Here is a 20096-nt window from a genome sequence, read left to right on the forward strand (position 1 = left end):
CGACTCGTCAACCTGGACCTTCAGTATATCAGCCGGACCTCGGCGCCGCGACCGGCAGGACCCGGGCGGGATTCGGCCGCGATCTCCACCGCCTCCGCCGGAACGCCGGCCGCCCGCAACGCCTGGGCGACGGCCTGAGCGCGCGCCAGCGCAAGCCCGTGATCCTCGCCGGCCGCGTCGAGAAAGCCGATGACGCGCAGCCCCGCCGCCCCGCGCGTGCGGGCGATGGCCAGCAGCGTGTCGCGCTCGCCGGGCGGCAGGACGGCGGAGCCGCGGGCGAAGGCGATGGCCGCGCCGGAACCGGTGGCGCTCGGCCGCACCGCGACCGGCGTCGCTGCCGGCGGCAGGACGGAGCGGTCGACGATGACGGAAGGATCGGGCGTGGGCGTGGCAGCGGCCGCGCGGGGTGACAGGTCCGCCGGCGGCGGGGGCACAGGGGACGGGGCCATGGGCGGTGCCGGCCTTGCGGATGCTGGCGAGGGCTGGACAGGCGACGGGGGCGCGAGGGGGGCGGGATCCGCCTCGAGCCGGGCCGGCGGCGGCGGGGCGGGCGGAATGTCCGGCACGGGCGGAGGCGAGGTCACCGTCGGTGCTACGGTAACGGGTGGCGCGGCAGCCTCGCGCGCTGAAGCAGCGACGGCAGCCGACGGCGCGCCGGCGATCGGCGGCGGAGAGGGCGGGGCGACAACCAACGGGTCAGGCACGACAGGACCGACGATGCCCTCGGGCTCGGCGCGGAAGCCGAGCGGCCCCGCCGTTTCGGCCGCGGCGGGGAGCGGCGTCGCGCCGGGCGGGCGGCGCGGTGCCCCGGTGTGCCGTGCATTTTCCCGATCCGCCACCAGCGCTTCGGCCACCCGCCGCCGCTCCTCCGCCGACGGCGGCACCGGGCGGGCCGGCACCGTGCCGAGATTGGGGAACGGACGATCCGCACCCGGCACCTCCGGCAGGCCGGCAAGCGACGGACGCCCGCCGAGCACGCGCACCTGCTCGATCGGATCGAGCCGCGGGCCGCAGCCGGTGGTCAGCAGAAGGACGAGCCATGCGATGGGCGCGCGCCGGCAACGCCCGCGCCCCCTTGCTTGATCGCACCTCCGCGCGGCACTAGGGTCCTTCGACATTCCTCATCTCCGCGGCCGATCCGGGACAAGGACGCTCAACGCGATGGCAGAGGACAAGGCCGCCCAGGCCTTCAAGATGCCCGACCCCGCCCTGCTGACGCGCAACATGGCGGACATCGCGCGCCGTAGCCAGCGCATCGTGATGGAGTTCCTCAAGCGCCAGGGCAACGGGACTTTGCCGGGATTCGATCCGCTCAACATCGGCGGCGCCTTCCTGGAAATGACCGCCCGGCTGATGGCCAACCCGGTGGCGCTGATGCAGGCGCAGGTCGCGTTCTGGCAGGACTACATGCTGCTGTGGCAGAACACGGCGCGCCGGCTGCTCGGCGCCGAAGCCGAGCCCGTCGTCACGCCGCCGCCCGGCGACCGTCGCTTCCGCCACGAGGACTGGCACGAGAACGAGATCTTCGACTTCATCAAGCAGTCCTACCTCCTCTCCGCCCGCTACATCCAGTCGCTGGTGAAGCAAGTGGAGGGGCTGGACGAGAAGACGGCGCAGAAAATCGACTTCTACACGCGCCAGTTCGTCGATGCGATGGCCCCGACCAATTTCGTCCTGACCAACCCGGAGGTTTTGCGCCGCACGATCGAGACGGGCGGGGAAAATCTGGTGCGCGGCCTCAACAACCTGCTCGCCGACCTCGAACGCGGCAAGGGCCGGCTGCAGATCAAGATGACCGATTACGAGGCGTTCAAGGTGGGCGAGAACATCGCCACCACGCCCGGTTCGGTGATCTACCGCAACGACCTGATCGAGCTCATCCAGTACGCCCCCGCCACGGAGGAGGTCCTCAAGCGCCCCCTCCTCATCATCCCGCCCTGGATCAACAAGTACTACATCCTCGACCTGCGGCCGAAGAACAGCTTCATCCGCTGGGCGGTCTCGCAAGGCCACACGGTGTTCTGCATTTCCTGGGTGAACCCGGACGAGCGGCTCGCGCAGAAGACCTTCGAGGACTACATGCTGGAAGGGCCGCTCGCCGCGCTGGAGGCCATCCGCAAGGCGACCGGCGAGACGGACGTCAACGCCATCGGCTATTGCCTGGGCGGCACGCTGCTCGCCTGCACGCTCGCGCACATGGCGGCGAAGGAGGATGCGCGAATCCGCTCCGCCACCTTTTTCACCACGCTGGTCGATTTCTCGGAAGCGGGCGAACTCTTGGTGTTCATCGACGAGGAGCAGCTGAAGGCGCTCGAGGAGACGATGAACAAGCGCGGCTATCTCGACGGGCACGAGATGGCGGTGACCTTCAACATGCTGCGCGCCAACGACCTGATCTGGTCGTTCGTGGTGAACAACTATCTGCTCGGGCAGGAGCCGTTCCCGTTCGACCTGCTCTATTGGAATTCCGACTCGACCCGCATGCCGGCGGCGATGCATTCGTTCTACCTGCGCAAGATGTACCAGGAGAACAAGCTGGTCGAACCGGGCGGCATCACGCTTGCCGGCACGCCGATCGACCTGCGCAGGATCGCCGTGCCGACCTACATCCTGGCCACGCGCGAGGACCACATCGCGCCGTGGAAGGCCTGTTACAAGGCGACACAGATCTATTCCGGCAAGAAGCGCTTCGTGCTCGCCGCCTCGGGCCACATCGCCGGCGTGGTCAATCCGCCAGAGGCCGGCAAGTACAGCCACTGGGTGAACACGGACTTGCCGCCCGACCCTGAAGCCTGGCTCGCTGGCGCGACCGAACTCGCCGGCTCCTGGTGGCCGGATTGGCAGCGTTGGGTGGCCGGGTTGTCGCGCGCCAAGGTGAAGGCGCGCACGCCCGGTGAGGGCGAACTGCCGGTACTGGAACCCGCGCCCGGCAGTTACGTGCGCGTCACCGCACAGTAGGCCGCGCTCGAAGCGAGACCTCAGCGCGGCGGACCCGCCTCGCGCTCGAGAGCGAGCCGGAGTTCGCGCAGCGGCCGCACGACCTGGCGGGGAACCTCGAAGCGCTGCAAGCGCTCGCGCGTCGCGGTCGGGTCCGGCGAGACGGGAGGAGCGAAGGCGGCGCGCGCCGCCGCCTCGTCGCCGCGCCGCAAGGCTTGGGTGGCGGCCCACAACGCATCGACCACCGCCTGCGCAGTCGCTTCCGACGCGATCGCCGCCGCCGCGCGCAGATTTGGCCGTGCCTCGCGCAACAGCCGCCCCGGCCAGCGATCGGCCATCCGGCCGGACGACGCCTCGACGGTGGCGATCTCGTACATCAGGAGCGCATAGGCCGCGTTCGCCGGCCGGTCGATCAACGCGTGCGGGCGGGCGACGAGCAGGTGGAACGCATTCTCCGCCGCCTGGAACAGGGGATCGGCTGCGCCCTGGAACACGCCGGGCGGGATGACGATGCTTTCCACGGGCTCCCCTCCGCAGGCGGCGAGGGCGGCGAGCGCCGGTGCGACAAGAACGACCCGCCGCCGGATCATTCCGCCGCCTTACTCAGGGCGCGCGCGCGATACTCCATCCGGTAGCGGGAAGCCAGATCGGCGTAGTGAGGCGCCGTTTTCGCGAAGAAGGCGTCGGTCGGCCGATCCAGCTTGCGCATGAACTGCGCCGGCGCCCCGGCCCACAGCTCGCCCTTGGGGATCACCTTGCCGGGCGGCAGCACGCCGCCGGCGGCGAGCATCCCGCCTTCCTCGATCACCGCGCCATCCAGCACGATCGCCCCCATGCCGACGAACGCCCTGTCCTCCAGCGTGCAGGCATGCACGATCGCCATGTGGCCGATCGTCACCTCGTCGCCGATCAGGCACGGGTGGGTTTCGCGGTTGACGTGGATGATGGTGCCGTCCTGCACGTTGGTGCGCGCACCGATGCGCACGCGGTTGACGTCGCCGCGCACCACGCAGTGGAACCAGATCGAGCTCGCTGGCCCGACAACCACGTCGCCGATCACCGCCGCGGTGGGCGCGATCCAGGCGGTGGGGTCGACCTCCGGCAGCTTGCCCGCGAAGGGGTAGAGCGGCCCTTGCATCATCGTCTCCTGCCCACCACGACCCACCTCACGCGGCGCGGATCAGCCCGCCGCCATCGGCGAGCCGCGCAAGATGATGGGCGGCATTGCCGAACAGCGCGTCGATCGCGAGCAGCCGCGCCATGCAGTGCCCGACCGCGTAGTCCATGGTCAGGCCGATGCCGCCGTGCAGCTGCACGGCCATCTCGGCGACGAAACGGCCGCGCCGGCCGATCAAGGCCTTCACCGCCGAAAGCGCCCGCCGCCGCTCCGCCGCATCCGGCTCATCGAGGCTCATCGCGGCCCAGATCGCCATCGACCGCGCCTCCTCGATCGCGATCAGCATGTCGGTCGCGCGATGTTGTAACACTTGAAACGAGCCGATCGGGCGCCCGAACTGCCGACGCGTCTTCAGGTAGTCGATGGTGAGGCGATGCGCGAGCGTCATCACGCCGACCGCCTCGGCGGCGAGGGCGGCGATCGCCTCCTGCACCACGCGCTCGATGAGGGGAAAGGCCTCCCCCGGTTCGCCGAGCACGCAGTCGTCGGCGACCGCGACGTCGTCAAGCACGATCTCCGCCGCGCGGCGACCGTCGTTGGTGCGCAGCGTGCGGCGCGCAAGACCCGACGCCGTCGCCGGCACCAGGAAGGCGGCAAGCCCCCGCTCCTCTCCCGGCGCACCCGTCACCCGCGCCGTGACCACCAGATGGTCGGCGACATCGCCGTGCAGGACGAGCGTCTTGCGACCGTTGAGGCGCCACCCGCCATCCTCCCGTCGCGCCGTCGTCACGACGTCGGCAGGATCGGCCGTTGCCCCGCGCTCGGTGTGCGCGAAGGCGAGCAGGACCTCCCCGGCGGCGAGGCGCGGCACGATCGCCGCGCGCAGTTCGGCCGAAGCACCGTGGCGCAGAAAGCCGCCGCCCAACACCACCGTCGCCAGCCACGGCTCGAGCACCAGCGCCTCGCCCAAGGCCTGCGCGACCAACATGGTCTCCACCGCGCTTCCGCCGAGACCCCCTTCCTCCTCGGCGAACGGCAGCGCGAGGACGCCGAGCTCTGCGAACGCGCGCCAGACCTCGCGGCTCCAGCCCTCGGGCGTACGCGCGTGGGCCTTGCGCCGATCGAACCCGTAGCGGTCGGCGAGCAGGCGGCGAAGGCTCGCCTCGAGCAGACGCTGTTCCTCGGAAAGCTCGAACTCCATCGCCTCAGAGCCCCAGGAAAGCCTTGGCCATGATGTTGCGCTGGATCTCGTTGGTGCCTCCGTAGATCGAGAACTTGCGCCAGTTCATCCACAGGGGCGCGCTCATCGCCGCCCAGTCCGGCACGGATGGCACTTCGTTGCTCGGCCGGTCCGGCTCCGCCTCGGGTGCGGCGAGCGCCCCCTCCCCCGCCGCCTCCAAGGTCAGCGTGGCGATCGCCTGCAGGATCTCCGATCCGCGGATCTTGAGAAGCGACGACGCAGGATCCGGGGCACGGTCGCCGGCGCGCGTCGCCTCCGCCGCCACCACCCTCAGGCAAGTGATCTCCAGCGCCTTCACCTCGACCTCGATGGCGGCGAGACGGTCGCGGAACGAGGGATCGTCGATCAGCCGCCCCCGGGGGGAGCGGGTTTCGGCGGCGATCCGCTTGAGGCGCCTGATCCGCTCCTTCGCGATGCCGACCCGCGCCTGGCCCGCCCGTTCGTGCGACAGCAGGAACTTGGCGCAGTCCCACCCGCGCCTCGGGTCGCCCACCATGTTCTCCGCCGGCACCCGCACCTCGTCGAGGAAGACCTCGTTCACCTCGTGCTCGCCGTCGATGGTGAGGATGGGCCGGACGGTGATGCCAGGGCTCCTCATGTCGATCAGCAGGAAGCCGATGCCTTCCTGGGGTTTCGCCGCGCTCGGATCCGTGCGCACCAGGGCGAACATCCAGTCCGCCCAGTGCGCGAGCGTGGTCCAGGTCTTCTGCCCGGTGACGATCCAGTGCTCTCCCTCGAGGCGGGCCGTTGTGCGCAGGCTCGCGAGATCGGACCCCGCCTCCGGTTCGCTGAAGCCCTGGCACCACCAGTCCTCGAGCGTGACGATGCGGGGCAGGAAGCGGCGCTTCTGCGCCTCGGTGCCGAAGGCGATCAGCACCGGGCCGACCATTTGGGTGCCGAACTGTTGCGGCTGCGGTGCGGGTGCCGCCTGCAGGGCTTCGCGGAACAGGTAACGCCGCACCGGATCCCAGCCGGGACCGCCAGCCTCCTTGGGCCAATCCGGCACCGACCAACCGCGCGCGGCGAGGGTGCGGTGCCAGGCCACCCACTGCTCCTTGGTCGGCAGGCGTCCACTCTCCATCCGCGCGCGCGTCGCGGGATCGAGCGCGGCGTCGATGAAGGCGCACACCTCCTCGCGGAAGCGGCGCTCCTCCTCGCTCAGGCGCAGGTCCATCGCCGCCTCACGCCGCGCGGGCGAACCCTTCGCCGGCGGCGGCGAGGCGTTCCAGCAAGGGGGCCGGGCGAAGGGTCTCGTCGCCGGTGAGGGCGGCGAGTTCGGCGAGGCGATCGCGCACTGCGGCGAGGCCCCGGTTCTCCGCATACCACATCGGCCCGCCGCGCCAGGCGGGCCAGCCGTAGCCGTGGACGAACACGACGTCGATGTCGGAGGCGCGGGCGGCGATCCCCTCCTCCAGCACGCGCGCTCCCTCGTTCACCATGGCAAGCACCATGCGATCGAGGATCTCCTCGGGCGGAATGGCGCGCGGCGTCCGGCCGAGCTTGGCCGCCGTCTCGCGGATGATCCGTTCCGCTTCCGGATCGGGCTCGCCGGTCCGTCCGTCCGCACCGTAGCGGTACCAGCCAGCCCCGGTCTTCTGGCCGAGCCGTCCGGCGGCGACCATCGCGTCCGCGATCGGGAAGGAGATGCCGAAGGCGCGTCGGGCCGAGGCGCCGATGTCGAGCCCGGCGAGATCGGCCACCGCGAAGGGGCCCATCGCCATGCCGAAGGCCGTCAGCACGCGGTCGATCTCCCACGGCAGCGCCCCCTCCTGCAGCATCAATTCGCCCTGACGGGAGCGCGCGAAGGCGACCCGGTTGCCGACGAAGCCGAACCCGTTGCCGACGACGACCGCAACCTTGCCGATCCGTTTCGCCACCGCGAGCGCGGTCGCGAGCGTGCCGGGTTCGGTCGCCTTGCCGCGCACGATCTCAAGGAGCCGCATCACATGCGCGGGGCTGAAGAAGTGCAGGCCGAGAACATGGCCCGGGCGAGACGTCGCGGCCGCGATCGCATCGACGTCGAGATAGGAGGTGTTGGTGGCGAGGATCGCGCCGGGACGCGCGAGGCGATCGAGCTCGCGGAAGACGCCTTGCTTGACCCCCATGTCCTCGAACACGGCTTCGACCACGAGATCGGCGTCGCGGAGGTCGGCGAGGTCGGTGCTGCCGCGGATGCGCCCGAGCCGCTCGCTCAACTCGGCTTCCGTCAACTTGCCGCCCTCGACGCTGCGCCGCCAGGTGGACTCGATGCGGCCGAGGCCGCGTGCGAGCGCGTCGGCGGCGCGTTCGACGACGACGACCGGCAGCCCCGCGGCGGCGAACGCCATCGCGATGCCGGTACCCATGGTGCCGGCGCCGACGACGCCGACGCGCTCGACCGCCGCGGGCTCGACACCCTCCAGGCCCGGCACCTTCTGCGCCTCGCGTTCGGCGAAGAAGACGTGGCGCAGCGCCCGGCTCTGGTCTCCCGCCACCAGGCGGTCGAACAGGGCGCGCTCGGTGCGCATCCCCTCCTCGAACGGCACGGTGAGCGCGGCGCGCACGGCCTCCGCCGTCGCCGGCGGGGCCTCCATGCCGCGCGCGCGACGGACCACCGCCTCCGCAGCCCGGTCGTAGCTCGTGAGTTCCCCGGCGGTGCGACGGTCGCGCACGCGCGGGATTTCTCGCCCCGAAGCGAGCACCTCGCGCGCGAAAGCGATCGCGCCGGCTTCGAGATCGCCCTCGATCAGCCGGTCGATGATGCCGAGCGTCAGCGCGCGTTCCGCCGGCACCGCATCACCGGTGGAGATCAGCGCCAGCGCGGGTTCGGCGCCGATCAGACGCGGCAAGCGCTGCGTGCCGCCCGCACCGGGCAGGATGCCGCGCTTCACCTCCGGCAGGCCGACCATGGCGCCGGGCGAAGCCACCCGTGCGCGACAGCCGAGCGCGAGTTCGAGTCCACCGCCGAGGGCATGGCCATGGATCGCAGCGACCGTGAGCCCGGGGAAGGCATCGAGCGCGTCGATCACCTCGGTCAGCGTAGGCGAGAGGCGCGGCTTGCCGAATTCCGTCATCTCCGCGCCGGCCGAGAACATCCGCCCCTCGCCGATCAGGACGAGCGCCTTCGCCCCCTCGCTCTTCGCCCGCTCGATCGCCGCAACCAGCTGAGCGCGCAGTGCGTGCTTGAGCGTGTTCACCGGCGGGTTGGCGAGACGAAGCACGACCACCTCGCCGTGCCGGACTTCGCGGACCAGCGCGTCCTCGACCATCGTTCCTCCCGTCATCGCGGCAAGGGTGAGCCGGCCAACGCGCCGAGGCAAGAGGACCTGAAACGCGCAAAGGGCGCCGGAAGTGGTCCTCCGGCGCCCCGCCGCGAACCTGCCCGGTCGCGACCCGTCAGGCGGACTTCGCCATGATCTGTTCGGCGATGTTCCGCGGCACCGGGTCGTAGTGGTGGAACTGCATGGTGAAGGAGGCTCGCCCCTTCGACATCGAGCGCAGATCCGAGATGTAGCCGAACATTTCGGAGAGCGGCACGTGCGCCCGCACGATCACCGACGTGCCGAGGATGTCCTGGCTCTGGATCATGCCGCGGCGTCGGTTGAGGTCGCCCACCACGTCGCCGACATGGTCGGGCGGCGTGGTCACCTCCACGTCCATGATCGGCTCGAGGATGATCGGCCCCGCCTTCTTCATCCCTTCGCGGAAGCAGGCCTTGGCCGCGATCTCGAAGGCGAGCGCGGAGCTGTCCACGTCGTGGTACTTGCCGTCGAGCAACGTGGCCTTGAAGTCGACGGTCGGGAAGCCCGCGAGCACGCCGGTTTCGGCCTGGTTGCGGATGCCCTTCTCCACCGCCGGGATGTACTCCTTCGGCACCGCGCCGCCGACCACCGCGTTCTCGAACACGATCCCCGCGTTGCGCTCGAGCGGCTCGAACTGGATCTTCACCTCGGCGAACTGGCCGGCACCGCCCGTCTGCTTCTTGTGCGTGTAGGTCTCGACATGGGTGCGGGTGATCGTCTCGCGATAGGCCACCTGTGGGGCGCCGATGTTGGCCTCCACGCCATATTCGCGCTTCAGGCGATCAATGACGATCTCCAGGTGCAACTCACCCATGCCGGAGAGGATGGTCTGCCCGGTCTCCTGGTCGGTGCGCAGACGCAAGGACGGATCCTCGGCGGCGAGCTTCTGCAGACCGAGCGTCATCTTCTCGATCGCGTCCTTTGTCTTCGGCTCGACCGAGATGTCGATCACCGGCACCGGGAAGGCCATGCGCTCGAGCACCACCGGGTAGGAGGGGTCGCAGAGCGTGTCGCCGGTCTGCGTGTCCTTCAGCCCGATGAAGGCCGCGATGTCGCCGGCGTAGACTTCCTTGATCTCGTCGCGCTTGTCGGCGTGCATCTGGAACATCCGCCCGATGCGCTCCTTGTGGCCCTTGGTGCTGTTCAGCACCTGATCACCTGAGCGCAGGACGCCCGAATAGACGCGCACGAAGGTGAGCGTGCCGTACTTGTCGTTGATGATCTTGAAGGCGAGCCCCGAGAACGGCGCGTCCTCGCTGATGACGATCTCGCGCGGCTCTTCGGACGAACCCTCGGGCGGGACGGTCTTGATGCCGGGGATCTCGTTCGGCGCCGGCAGATAGTCTAGAACGGCGTCCAGCAACGGCTGCACGCCCTTGTTCTTGAACGAGGTGCCGCACAGCACGGGGCGGAACGTTCCGGCGATGGTGCCCTTCTTGATGCAGCGCTTCAGAGTCTCGACAGAGACGTCACCCTTGTCGAAGTACTCCTCCATCGCCGCGTCATCGACGGAGAGCGCGGTGTCGAGCAGCTTCTGGCGATACTCCTTCGCCTTCTCCTCGAGCTCGGGCGGGATGGGGGCGTCGCGGAAGGAAGCACCGAGCTCGGACCCGTCCCACACCACGGCCTTCATCTCGACCAGATCGACGATGCCGACGAACTGGTCCTCGGCGCCGATCGGCAGTTGGATCTCCAGCGGAACGATACCGAGCTTGTCGATCAGCGACTGCACCGCCTTGTAGAAATCGGCCCCCGTGCGGTCCATCTTGTTGATGTAGACGATGCGCGGGACGTTGTAGCGGTCGGCCAGACGCCAGTTCGTCTCGCTCTGCGGCTGGACCCCCGCCACCCCCTCGATGATGAAGATCGCGCCGTCGAGCACGCGAAGGCTGCGGTTCACCTCGATGTTGAAGTCGATGTGGCCCGGCGTATCGATGATGTTGATGCGGTGCCCCTTCCACTCGCAGGTGACGGCGGCCGAGGTGATGGTGATGCCGCGCTCGCGCTCCTGCTCCATGTAGTCGGTGGTGGTGGAGCCCTCGTGCACCTCGCCGATCTTGTGGCTGCGACCGGTGTAGTAGAGGATGCGCTCGGTCGTCGTCGTCTTGCCGGCGTCGATGTGCGCGGTGATGCCGATGTTGCGGATGCGCGAGAGGGGAACGTTGCGCGGCACGGTGGCCTCCTCGGTCTCGCCCCAAGCATGGCCGGGGCCTCAAGCAAAGGGCGGGCGCGACCGGGGGCGGTGACCAGGGCACCGCCGCGATCGCGCCGCGCTCTCGGAACGCGCGCTAGATGACGCGGCGAGCGGCAAAAAGCAAGCGCCGCAGTGTCTGGCCGGCGTGCGGGCGGCGCGGGGCGGATGGGCGACTGCCCGCGAGTCTCACGGATGCGTGAGCCTAACGAGGCCTGAGGCGGCGCGGTCCACCCGACGTCAGACGTTGAAGCGAAACAGCATCACGTCGCCGTCCTGCACCACGTAGTCCCGCCCCTCGATGCGTAGCTTGCCCGCCTCGCGCGCGCCCGCTTCGCCGCCGCAGGCGACGTAGTCGTCGTAGGCGATCGTTTCGGCGGCGATGAAGCCACGCTCGAAATCGCCATGGATCACCCCCGCCGCCTGCGGCGCCTTGGTGCCGCGCACGATGGTCCAGGCCCGCGTCTCCTTCGGCCCCGCGGTGAAGAAGGTGATCAGGCCCAACAGCCCGTAGCCCGCGCGAATGACGCGATCGAGCCCGGAGTCGGCAAGGCCGAGGCTGTCGAGGAAGGCCTTCTTCTCCTCCGCCGGCAGTTGCGCGATCTCGGCCTCGATCGCAGCCGAAACGACGACCGAGGCCGCCCCCTTCGCGCGCGCCATCTCCGCCACCTTCGCGCTCCAGGCATTGCCGGTGGCGGCAGAAGCCTCATCCACGTTGGCGACGTAGAGGACGGGCTTGGTGGTGAGCAGATTGAGCGCCCGCGCCCGCCCTTCCTCACCCGGCGGGATGGCAACGCGGGCCGGTTGACCACGGGCGAGGGCGGCCATGATCGGCTCGATCAGCGAAACGTGCGCCGCCGCGTCGCGATCGCCTCCGCGCGCCTTCTTCTGCAGGGCGGGCAGGCGTTTCTCCAGGCTCTCGAGGTCGGCGAGCATGAGTTCGGTCTCCACCGTCTCGGCATCGCGCAGCGGGTCGACCGACCCCTCGACATGGGTGACGTCCGTGCCCTCGAAGCAGCGCAGCACATGGACGATCGCATCGACCTCGCGGATGTTGGCGAGGAACTGGTTGCCCAAACCTTCCCCCTTCGAAGCGCCGCGCACCAAGCCCGCGATGTCGACGAACTCCAGGCTCGTCGGCACCACCTTGGCCGACTTCGCGATGCGGGCGAGCGTGTCCAGCCGCGGGTCCGGCACCGCCACCCGGCCGACATTCGGTTCGATGGTGCAGAAGGGATAGTTCGCCGCTTGGGCGGCCGCCGTCTCGGTCAGCGCATTGAACAAGGTGGATTTGCCGACGTTGGGCAGGCCGACGATGCCGCAGTTGAAGCCCATCGCGTGGTCTCCGGCGGGGTGAAGGCGGGGTGAAGACGTGGGGAGCGCGGGTCAGACCGAGGGCGCGCGCGCGGGCCGCTCGGCCGCCATGTTCACCGCGTTGAGGAACGGCTCGATCCGGCCCTCGACGAGCAGCGGGGCGGCTTCGGCGAGGCGATCGAGCAGCGGCTCGAGCCATACCGAATCCGAGGCGTGGAAGTTGCCGAGCACGTGGCCGACCACCTTCTCCTTCTGCCCCGGATGGCCGATGCCGAGGCGCACGCGCCAGAACTCAGGGCCGCCGCAGAGCTGGGTGATGGAGCGCAGCCCGTTGTGGCCGGCATTGCCGCCACCCTTCTTCACTCGCACCCGGCCCGGCGCGAGGTCGAGCTCGTCGTGGAAGACGACCACATGCTCGAGGGGCAGCTTGTAGAAGGCCATCGCCGCCCGCACGCTCTCTCCGGAGGCGTTCATGTAGGTCTGCGGCTCGAGGGCGAGCACCTTGCGCGCCGCAATCGTGCCTTCCGCGAACAGGCCGCGAAACCGCGCCCGCCACGGCGCGAAGCCGTGGCGGGCGGCGATGCGCTCGATCGCCATGAAGCCGATGTTGTGGCGGTTGCGCGCATGCTCCGGGCCGGGGTTGCCGAGCCCGACCCAGAGCGCGGGCAGCGTCACTTCTTGGCGGGCGCCTTGGCCGGAGCGGCCGCCTTGCCTGCCGCCGGCTGCGCGCCCTTCGCAGGCGCGGCACCCTTGGCCGGCGCGGCCGGCGCGGCCTCGGCGGCAGCCGGCGCGGCCTCCGCGCCCTTGGTCGGCGGCGCGATGGTGGCGATGGTGAAGTCGCGATCCGCGATCACCGGCCGCACGCCCGGCGGCGCCTTGATCGCGCTCCAGTGGATGGTGTCGCCGATGGTCAGGCCCGCGAGATCGACCTCGAACTTGTCGGGCACGTTCTCCGGGGTGCAATAGACCTCGACCTCGTGGCGCACGACGTTCAGCACGCCCCCTGCCTTCAGCCCCGGACAGGTGGCCTCGTTGAGGAACACCACCTCGACCGCGAACCGCACCTCCTGGCCGGGAGCGAGGCGCTGGAAATCGACATGCTCCGGCCGGTCGGTGACCGGGTGGAACTGCACGTCGCGCAACAGCGCGCGCTCGCTCTCCTCGCCAACCTTCACCTCATAGAGGCGCGACCGCCAGCCGTGGCGGTTGATCTCGCGCAGGATGGCGCGGGGCTCGACCGCAATCAGCCGCGGCTCTCGCTTGGCGCCGTAGATGACGCCGGGGATCCTGCCTTCCCGCCGGGTCGCGCGCGCCGCCCCCTTGCCGGCCCGCTCGCGCGACACGGCCTCGATCGTGACGATCTCGACCATCGCTCGCTCCATTTCCATGCAACAGAAAACGCGGGCCTCCAGGGGTGCCCGCGCACAGAGGTGATTACACTTCGAGGGCGGGGACCGCAAGCGGGGTCAGCCGCCAGACGCCCCCTTGCTCCTCCGGCGGCTCGAGCAGCAACGGCTCGGCGTTCGGGGTCTTGACGTCGATCGGAAGCCCCATGGCGGCACGCACGGCCCGGAAGAAAGCACCGTGCCCCACGACGAGCACGATCGGGTCGCGGGCGAGCGCGCGGTTCATGGCGCCCAGCGCACGGGCCGAGAGGACAGCGAAGGACTCTCCCCCCACCGGCGTGAACGCCCCCCTCACCCAGTGCCCGAACCACTCGCCGTTCGGCTGGCCCTCCTGCACGCCGAACGCCGCCTCGCGAAGGTCAGGGTCCTCGTGCAGCGGCAGATCGAGCGCCTCGGCGATCACCGCCGCCGTGTCGCGGGCGCGCGAGAGGGGAGAGTGGACGATGGTGGCGATGCCCTGGCCGCGCAGGGCGGCGGCAGCGGCGCGGGCCTGGGCCCAGCCGCGGGCGTTCAGCGGCACGTCCACATTGCCCTGGCTCACCCCGCGCGCGTTCCACTCCGTCTCGCCGTGACGAAGGAAGATGAAGCGGGTGCGAATCAGCGCCACGGCGTGATGGATCCCCGCTCAGCAGAACAGCGAGGAGACGGAACTCTCCTCGCTGATGCGCCTGATCGCCTCGGCGAGCAGGGGGGCGACCGTGATCTGGCGGATGTTGTGGCAGACGCGCACCGCCTCGGTGGCGAGGATGGAGTCCGTCGTCGTCATCATCTCGATCGGGGACGATGCCACGCGCGCCACCGCCCCTCCCGAGAACACGCCGTGCGTGACGTAGGCCGAGACCGACGTCGCGCCCGAACGCATCAGCGCCTCGGCCGCGTTGCACAACGTGCCGGCGGAGTCGACGATGTCGTCGATCAGGATGCAGTGCCGGCCGGCGACGTCGCCGATCACGTTCATCACCTCGGACACGCCGGCGCGTTCGCGGCGCTTGTCGATGATGGCGAGGTCGCAGTTGAGCCGGGTCGCGATCTGGCGCGCGCGCACGACGCCACCGACATCCGGGCTCACCACCATGATGTCGCGGCCCTCGTAGCGCTGGCGGATGTCGGCGGCGAACATCGGCGCGGCGAAGAGGTTGTCGACCGGGATGTCGAAGAAGCCCTGGATCTGGCCAGCGTGCAGGTCGAGCGTCAGCACGCGGTCGGCTCCGGCTTCGGTGATCAGGTTGGCGACGAGCTTGGCGCTGATCGGCGTGCGGGGGCCCGACTTCCGATCCTGCCGCGCGTAGCCGTAGTAGGGGATCACCGCGGTGATGCGGCGCGCGGAACCACGGCGCAGCGCATCCATGGTGATCAAGAGCTCCATCAGGTTGTCGTTCGCCGGATAGGAGGTGGACTGCACGACGAACACGTCCTCGCCGCGCACGTTCTCGTGGATCTCGACGAAGATCTCCATGTCGGCGAAGCGCCGCACGGAGGCCTTGGTCAGCGGCAGGTTGAGCGCCGTGGCTACCGCCTCGGCGAGGGGGCGGTTGGAGTTGCAGGCGACGATCTTCATCGCGCGCTCCGTCGCGGCGTGGGCTGAGGGCAGGGTGGCCGAGGGGTTAGCAACGGGGGCTTGGCGCGTAAAGGCGCGCGCGCCGCACGGCAGGGCTCAGCCGCCGGCGCGCGCGCGGCGGATCACCTCGGCCACTCCACCGGCCGCCTGCTCGGCGACCACCGACGCGACGTCGGCCCACAGCCCATCCAGCGTGCCGCGTGGCACCTCGTTCAGCTGCGTCACCGTGCCGAGCTCGGTGCCGTCCGCCCGCGTGACAGTCCAGATGATCTCCACCCGTTGTTGCCGTCGCGGCAGGTCAGTGATCGAGACGCGGCCCTCGAGGTCGAATTCGGCCTGGGCGCCCTCCTGCACCACCAGGCCCTCGCGGGCCAAGGCGTTGCGCAAGGCGCGGGCGAGCGAAACGTTGCCGTCGCCCGGTGCGCCGCGCACGCCGGCAAAACGAAGGGTCGGCGCCCGCGCCTCCGCCGCCTCGGCGCCTGCCGCGCGCGTCGAGGCGTCGACCCGGGCAAGCAAGTCGGCGACCGCTGGGGCAGCTTCCGCTGCGGCTCGCCGCAGCACGCCCTCCTCCCCGCCGGCCCAGGGCCCGGCGGGCAGCGGCCGCGGGCCGCCCGCCGCCCCGAGCACCGCGCCTTCGGCATCGACCAGCGTGTAGGTCAGACGGACCACGCCGGCGGCGGGTTCGGCGGCGGCAAGCAGGCGGTAGCGCGGACGGGCAATGCCGGCCGCGGTTGCCGGCACCTCGCGCTCCTGCAGCGCCTCGGCGAGGAAAACGGCGAAACGCCGGGCGGCATCCTCGGTCAAGCCCAGGCTGGTCGAGGGGGGAACGACGATGCGCGCGGGCGGACTGCGCGTCAGTTCCGCCGGCGAACCGCTCTCGGGCGTGCGCTCGAACGGCATCGGCAACCGCCCGCAGGCGGCGGCCGCGAGCAAGACCAACACGGCCAGGATACGCATCACGTCAGCACGCAGGTCGCGAGCAAGGCAAGGAGGAGAAGGAGCAGAAACCAGACGAGGTAGGGCACGGCGCGCGCCTTAGCACAGGCAGGAGCGTGAGCGGAGACCGGGCGGCTAGGCCCGTGCCACACGCCGCCGTATCCTGGTCGTGCCGGGGAGGATCGCACAGCCCGCTCGAGGAAACCTGATGACCACGCACATGCGCCGGGGCCTCCTTGCCCTGCTGCTCGCCCTGCCCTCTGCCGCCGCCCTCGCACAGCCGCGCCAGCCGGGCCAGGGCCGCGGCGGCGGGCAAGCGGGCCAGGGCCGGGGGCCGGGGCAGGGCCAGCCGCGGGCGCAACAGCGGCCGCAGCAACAGCCCCCGCGGCAACAGCAGCGTCAGGCGCAGCGCCAGCCCCAGCGGCAGCAGCAACAACGGCAACAACAGCAGCAGGAGCAACTGCGCCGGCAGCGGCAGATCGAGGAGCAGCGCCGCCGCCAAGAGCAGCGTGGTCCGGCACCCAACCAGTCTCCCGGCCCGAGAGGTCCCGGCGGCCCGCCCGGCCGCGGCTGAGCCTGGCCCCTCAACCCGGCAGCGCGATCGCCGAAAGCTGGTGCCCGATCGGGCCGCCGCCCCCGTGCATGGCGCGGCGATGGCTGAAGAACCGCGCTTCGTCGGTGTAGGTGTCGAGGCCCAGGTCGAACACCCGCGGCACCCCGGCGGTGACCAGACGCGCGGCGCAGTAGCCGGGCAGATCGAACAGGCGGCGGTCGGGTCGAGCTGCGGGCGCGAGGAACGGGGCTCCGGTCGGCCCGAGTGCGACGATGACGTCCTCGCCGACCTCGTAGAAGGGTTGGCGTATGCAGGGGCCGATCGCGGCGAGAACCCGCTCCCGCCGCGCACCGAGCCGCTCCATCGCCGCCACCGTCGCCTCGAGCACGCCGGCGATCGCGCCCCGCCAGCCCGCATGCGCCGCCCCGACCACACGGGCTTCGGCGTCCGCGAACAGCACGGGGGCGCAATCGGCGGTGACGATGGCGAGCCCCACGCCCCCGAGCCGGGTCACGGCGGCATCCGCCCGCGGACGATCCGCCTCGCCCCATGGCGTCTCGAGCACCGCCACCTCAGCCCCGTGCACCTGAAACAGCCCGATCAGGCGATCGACCCCGAGGGCGGCGGCGGCCCGGCGTCGGTTCTCGGCCACCGCGGCCGGGTCGTCCTTGCCCGAAAGCGAACAGTTCAGGGAGGCGAAGGGGCCTGAGGACACGCCGCCCTGCCGGGTGAAGAAGCCATGCAGGACGGGAAGCCCGGCGGTGAGCAGCGGCGGGGTCACGGCGTGAAGCCCGGCGGGGTCGCGGCGCCGGGCGGCAGCACCGCGAGCGCCTTGAACAGGAGCCCCATCGCGTCCGGGTCCATCAGCCGGCGCGCCGCGGCCTGCAGCTGGCGGGCCGTCGCCGGCGGAGCGTTGCGGCAAAGGATCGCCGTCCGCTCCGGCAAGCCGAGCGCGCGCAGGAAGGCGCCCTGCGGAACGGGGCCGAACACCGATGCCCCCGCCCCGCGCGCCGCGCGGGCCAGAGCGGCGAAGTCGACCTGGGCGGAGAGGTCGGCCTCACCCGGTGCGGCGAGCGGATCGACCGGCTGATGAGCGCGCACCGCCTGCAGCGTGTCCTCCGCCCCGCCGAGGTGACCGTAGTCGAGCACGAGCACCGCCCCGCCGAAGCGTACCACCCGCTGTGCCGCTTCGGCGATCCATGCCTCCACCGCCTCGCTGACCTCCCCTGCCCTGCCCGGCGGCGGCGTGGCGGGGATCTCGGTCCAAACCAAGTTGTCGCCGTCGAGCGCGACCGCCCGCTCCGCCCACGCCTCACCGCGGCGGCGGAACTGCCGCACGGGCAGCGCATCGAGGAACTCGCTGGCGATCAAGAAAAGTGGGGCCTCAGGCAGAGTGGCGAGGCTCTCGTGCCAGGCAGCGACGCGGTCGCCGAGACGCGCTGCCTGCAGGGCGCGCAGGGTGGGGCTCGTCTCGATCAGGTGCACCGAACAGGCGGCGGCGAAATCCGGCGCAAGCCGATCGATCAGCCGCAGCGCATCGGCCATCAGCGTGCCGCGCCCCGGCCCCGCCTCGGCGAACACGGCGGGCGTGGGCGCCCCTTGCGTCCGCCACACCTCCACCATCCAGGCGCCGATGAGTTCGCCATAGGCCTGGGTGGTTTCGGGGGCGGTGATGAAGTCGCCCCCCCGCCCGAGCGGGTCGCGCGTGCCGTAATATGCGGCGTTGGCCAGCGCCATGAAGCGATCGAGCCGCATCGGGCCTCGCGCGGCGATCTCGGCCGCGATCACCGCGCGCGCGTCCGGCTGGTCGCGATCGCCCATGCGCCGACGAGGAGCATCGGGACGGACAGTACCTGGCCCATGGTCAGCCCACCCGCCAGGAATCCCATGAAATCGTCCGGTTCGCGAAACAGTTCGCCGACGATGCGGGCGATGCCGTAGCCCGCGAGAAACGCGCCGCCGAGAAACCCCCGCCGGGCGCGCAGCCGGCCGTTCCGCGACAACAGAGCCATGACCGCGAACAGCACCAGCCCCTCGAGCACGGCCTGGTAGAGCTGGCTCGGGTGCCGCGCCAGCTGCAGGGGATCGGCCGGGAAGACCATCGACCACGGCCCGTCCCAGGGCCGGCCCCAGAGCTCGCCGTTGATGAAGTTGGCGATGCGCCCGAGCCCGAGCCCGATCGGGGTCGCCACCGCCACCCGGTCGATGAAGGCGTAGAAGTCGATCCCCCGCGCGCGGCAGAACAGGAGCGTGGCGAGGATCACGCCGATGAGGCCGCCGTGGAAGGCCATGCCCCCCTTCCACACCATCAGCGCCTCGAGCGGGTTCGCGAGGTAGTACGAGGGGCGATAGAAGAGGACGTAGCCGAGGCGGCCGCCGAGAATCACGCCGAGCACGGCCCAGGTCAGAAAGTCGTCGACCTGCTCCCTGCTCGCCGCGCGAGGCTCCTGCTCCACCAGGCGGCGCACCAGGCGCCAGCCGAGCACGATGCCGGCGATGTAGGCGAGCGCGTACCAGCGGATGGCGAACGGCCCGATGGAGACCAGGACCGGGTCGATCGCCGGGTAGGGGATCACGGCGCGCGTCCCTGATGGGCCGGCAGCAAATGCTCGCGCACGTAACGGGCCACGCCGTCCTCGAGCGGGGTGAAGGGTCGCGTGTAGCCCGCCGCCCGCAGCCGCTCGAGGCGGGCCTCGGTGAAGTATTGGTACTGCGCGCGCAAATGCGCGGGCGTGTCGATGAACGAAATGGCCGGTTCCCGCCCCAGCGCGGCGAAAATCGCGTGCACGAGGTCGAGATAGGTCCGTGCGCGGCCGGTGCCGACGTTGAACAGGCCCGAGACCTCGGGGTGATCGAGCAGCCAGAGCACGACGTCGACGCAATCCCCGACCCAGACGAAGTCGCGCGCCTGGTGTCCGTCCGCGATGTCGGGGCGGTGGCTGCGGAACAGGGTGGCGGGGCGGCCCGAGAGGATCTCGTCCGTCTTCACCTTCACCACGGAGATCATCGCGCCCTTGTGGTCCTCGCCCGGCCCGTAGACGTTGAAGAACTTCAGCCCCGCCCACTGCGGCGGGCGGGGACGGCCGCGCGCGATGAGGTCGGCGACGCGCCGGTCGAAGGCATGCTTCGACCAGCCGTAAAGGTTGAGGGGCCGCAGCCGAGCGAGATGATCCGGCGAGGAGTCGTCGTCGAAGCCGGCAGAGCCGTCGCCGTAGGTCGCAGCGGAGGAGGCGTAGATCAGCGGCACGTCCTTGCGCGCCGCCCATTCCCATAGCCGCAGCGAGAGCGAGACGTTGGTGTGTACGGCACGGTCGCCGTCCGTCTCCGTGGTGGACGAGACGGCCCCCATGTGCACGATGGCGGACAGAGGCGGCGACCGCCCGAGCCAGGCGTCGAGATCGTCGGGCAGGACGAACTCGGCAACGAGCGTGCGCGCCAGGTTCCGCCACTTCGGCCCCGCCCGCAGCCGGTCGCAAACGACCACCTCTTCGCCGCGTCCCGCGAGGGCGGCGGCGATGTTCGAGCCGATGAAGCCGGCACCGCCGGTGACGAGGATCATGGGG

Annotated in this window: 19 protein-coding genes; 2 read left to right on the forward strand and 17 right to left on the reverse strand. The window is 70.8% G+C overall.

Annotated features, from left to right (window positions below; genetic code table 11):
- Positions 1-20: 20 nt before the first annotated feature.
- The gene (locus DWB05_RS15265) at positions 21-1118 is read right to left on the reverse strand and encodes an OmpA family protein (RefSeq protein WP_114377841.1); all 1098 of its coding nucleotides are present in this window, start codon (positions 1116-1118) and stop codon (positions 21-23) included.
- 43 nt (positions 1119-1161) lie between these two features.
- Here DWB05_RS15265 and DWB05_RS14065 point away from each other — a divergent pair, with 43 nt between their 5' ends.
- Positions 1162-2958: a class I poly(R)-hydroxyalkanoic acid synthase gene (locus DWB05_RS14065; RefSeq protein WP_114377842.1), complete on the forward strand. Its 1797-nt coding sequence runs from the start codon at positions 1162-1164 to the stop codon at positions 2956-2958.
- 20 nt (positions 2959-2978) lie between these two features.
- Here DWB05_RS14065 and DWB05_RS14070 read toward each other — a convergent pair whose 3' ends face one another.
- The 12 genes from DWB05_RS14070 to DWB05_RS14125 all read right to left on the reverse strand — a co-directional run bounded on the left by DWB05_RS14070 (position 2979) and on the right by DWB05_RS14125 (position 16001).
- Complete coding sequence (locus DWB05_RS14070) at positions 2979-3527, reverse strand: hypothetical protein (RefSeq protein ID WP_114377843.1); 549 nt, start codon at positions 3525-3527, stop codon at positions 2979-2981.
- The gene (locus DWB05_RS14075) at positions 3524-4075 is read right to left on the reverse strand and encodes a gamma carbonic anhydrase family protein (protein ID WP_114377925.1); all 552 of its coding nucleotides are present in this window, start codon (positions 4073-4075) and stop codon (positions 3524-3526) included. The genes DWB05_RS14070 and DWB05_RS14075 overlap by 4 nt, the downstream gene beginning before the upstream one ends.
- A gap of 28 nt (positions 4076-4103) precedes the next feature.
- Complete coding sequence (locus DWB05_RS14080) at positions 4104-5255, reverse strand: acyl-CoA dehydrogenase family protein (RefSeq protein ID WP_114377844.1); 1152 nt, start codon at positions 5253-5255, stop codon at positions 4104-4106.
- Between the two features lie 4 nt (positions 5256-5259).
- The gene (locus tag DWB05_RS14085; RefSeq protein WP_114377845.1) at positions 5260-6468 is read right to left on the reverse strand and encodes an acyl-CoA dehydrogenase family protein; all 1209 of its coding nucleotides are present in this window, start codon (positions 6466-6468) and stop codon (positions 5260-5262) included.
- Positions 6469-6475: 7 nt separating this feature from the next.
- Entirely contained in the window at positions 6476-8542 is a 2067-nt protein-coding gene (locus tag DWB05_RS14090) for a 3-hydroxyacyl-CoA dehydrogenase NAD-binding domain-containing protein (protein ID WP_114377846.1), read from the reverse strand.
- A gap of 127 nt (positions 8543-8669) precedes the next feature.
- Positions 8670-10748, reverse strand: a complete 2079-nt coding sequence (fusA, locus tag DWB05_RS14095; protein ID WP_114377847.1) for an elongation factor G — start codon at positions 10746-10748, stop codon at positions 8670-8672.
- Positions 10749-11006: 258 nt separating this feature from the next.
- Positions 11007-12101, reverse strand: coding sequence for a redox-regulated ATPase YchF (ychF, locus tag DWB05_RS14100; protein WP_114377848.1), 1095 nt, complete (start codon positions 12099-12101; stop codon positions 11007-11009).
- A 51-nt stretch (positions 12102-12152) separates the two neighbouring features.
- Positions 12153-12749, reverse strand: coding sequence for an aminoacyl-tRNA hydrolase (pth, locus tag DWB05_RS14105; RefSeq protein ID WP_114377926.1), 597 nt, complete (start codon positions 12747-12749; stop codon positions 12153-12155).
- Positions 12750-12751: 2 nt separating this feature from the next.
- A complete protein-coding gene (locus DWB05_RS14110) occupies positions 12752-13450 on the reverse strand; it encodes a 50S ribosomal protein L25/general stress protein Ctc (RefSeq protein WP_114377849.1) in 699 nt (232 codons plus the stop codon).
- A gap of 64 nt (positions 13451-13514) precedes the next feature.
- A complete protein-coding gene (locus DWB05_RS14115) occupies positions 13515-14093 on the reverse strand; it encodes a histidine phosphatase family protein (protein ID WP_114377850.1) in 579 nt (192 codons plus the stop codon).
- An 18-nt stretch (positions 14094-14111) separates the two neighbouring features.
- Entirely contained in the window at positions 14112-15044 is a 933-nt protein-coding gene (locus DWB05_RS14120; RefSeq protein ID WP_114377851.1) for a ribose-phosphate pyrophosphokinase, read from the reverse strand.
- Positions 15045-15140: 96 nt separating this feature from the next.
- The gene (locus tag DWB05_RS14125) at positions 15141-16001 is read right to left on the reverse strand and encodes a hypothetical protein (protein ID WP_114377852.1); all 861 of its coding nucleotides are present in this window, start codon (positions 15999-16001) and stop codon (positions 15141-15143) included.
- Between the two features lie 187 nt (positions 16002-16188).
- Here DWB05_RS14125 and DWB05_RS14745 point away from each other — a divergent pair, with 187 nt between their 5' ends.
- The gene (locus DWB05_RS14745) at positions 16189-16554 is read left to right on the forward strand and encodes a hypothetical protein (protein ID WP_157967217.1); all 366 of its coding nucleotides are present in this window, start codon (positions 16189-16191) and stop codon (positions 16552-16554) included.
- A 10-nt stretch (positions 16555-16564) separates the two neighbouring features.
- Here DWB05_RS14745 and DWB05_RS14135 read toward each other — a convergent pair whose 3' ends face one another.
- Genes DWB05_RS14135 through rfaD form a run of 4 tightly spaced genes read right to left on the reverse strand, consistent with a single transcriptional unit; the run spans position 16565 to position 20092 of the window.
- Positions 16565-17314, reverse strand: a complete 750-nt coding sequence (locus tag DWB05_RS14135) for a purine nucleoside phosphorylase YfiH/LACC1 family protein (protein ID WP_114377854.1) — start codon at positions 17312-17314, stop codon at positions 16565-16567.
- Positions 17311-18354: a class I SAM-dependent methyltransferase gene (locus DWB05_RS14140; RefSeq protein ID WP_232818558.1), complete on the reverse strand. Its 1044-nt coding sequence runs from the start codon at positions 18352-18354 to the stop codon at positions 17311-17313. The genes DWB05_RS14135 and DWB05_RS14140 overlap by 4 nt, the downstream gene beginning before the upstream one ends.
- The gene (gene lgt / locus DWB05_RS14145; protein WP_114377855.1) at positions 18318-19109 is read right to left on the reverse strand and encodes a prolipoprotein diacylglyceryl transferase; all 792 of its coding nucleotides are present in this window, start codon (positions 19107-19109) and stop codon (positions 18318-18320) included. Before lgt ends, DWB05_RS14140 begins: the two co-directional genes overlap by 37 nt.
- The gene (rfaD, locus tag DWB05_RS14150; protein ID WP_114377856.1) at positions 19106-20092 is read right to left on the reverse strand and encodes an ADP-glyceromanno-heptose 6-epimerase; all 987 of its coding nucleotides are present in this window, start codon (positions 20090-20092) and stop codon (positions 19106-19108) included. The genes lgt and rfaD overlap by 4 nt, the downstream gene beginning before the upstream one ends.
- Between the last annotated feature and the right edge of the window lie 4 nt (positions 20093-20096).

Source organism: Elioraea thermophila (ex Habib et al. 2022), from assembly GCF_003336755.1.
Classification (GTDB): domain Bacteria; phylum Pseudomonadota; class Alphaproteobacteria; order Acetobacterales; family Acetobacteraceae; genus Elioraea; species Elioraea thermophila.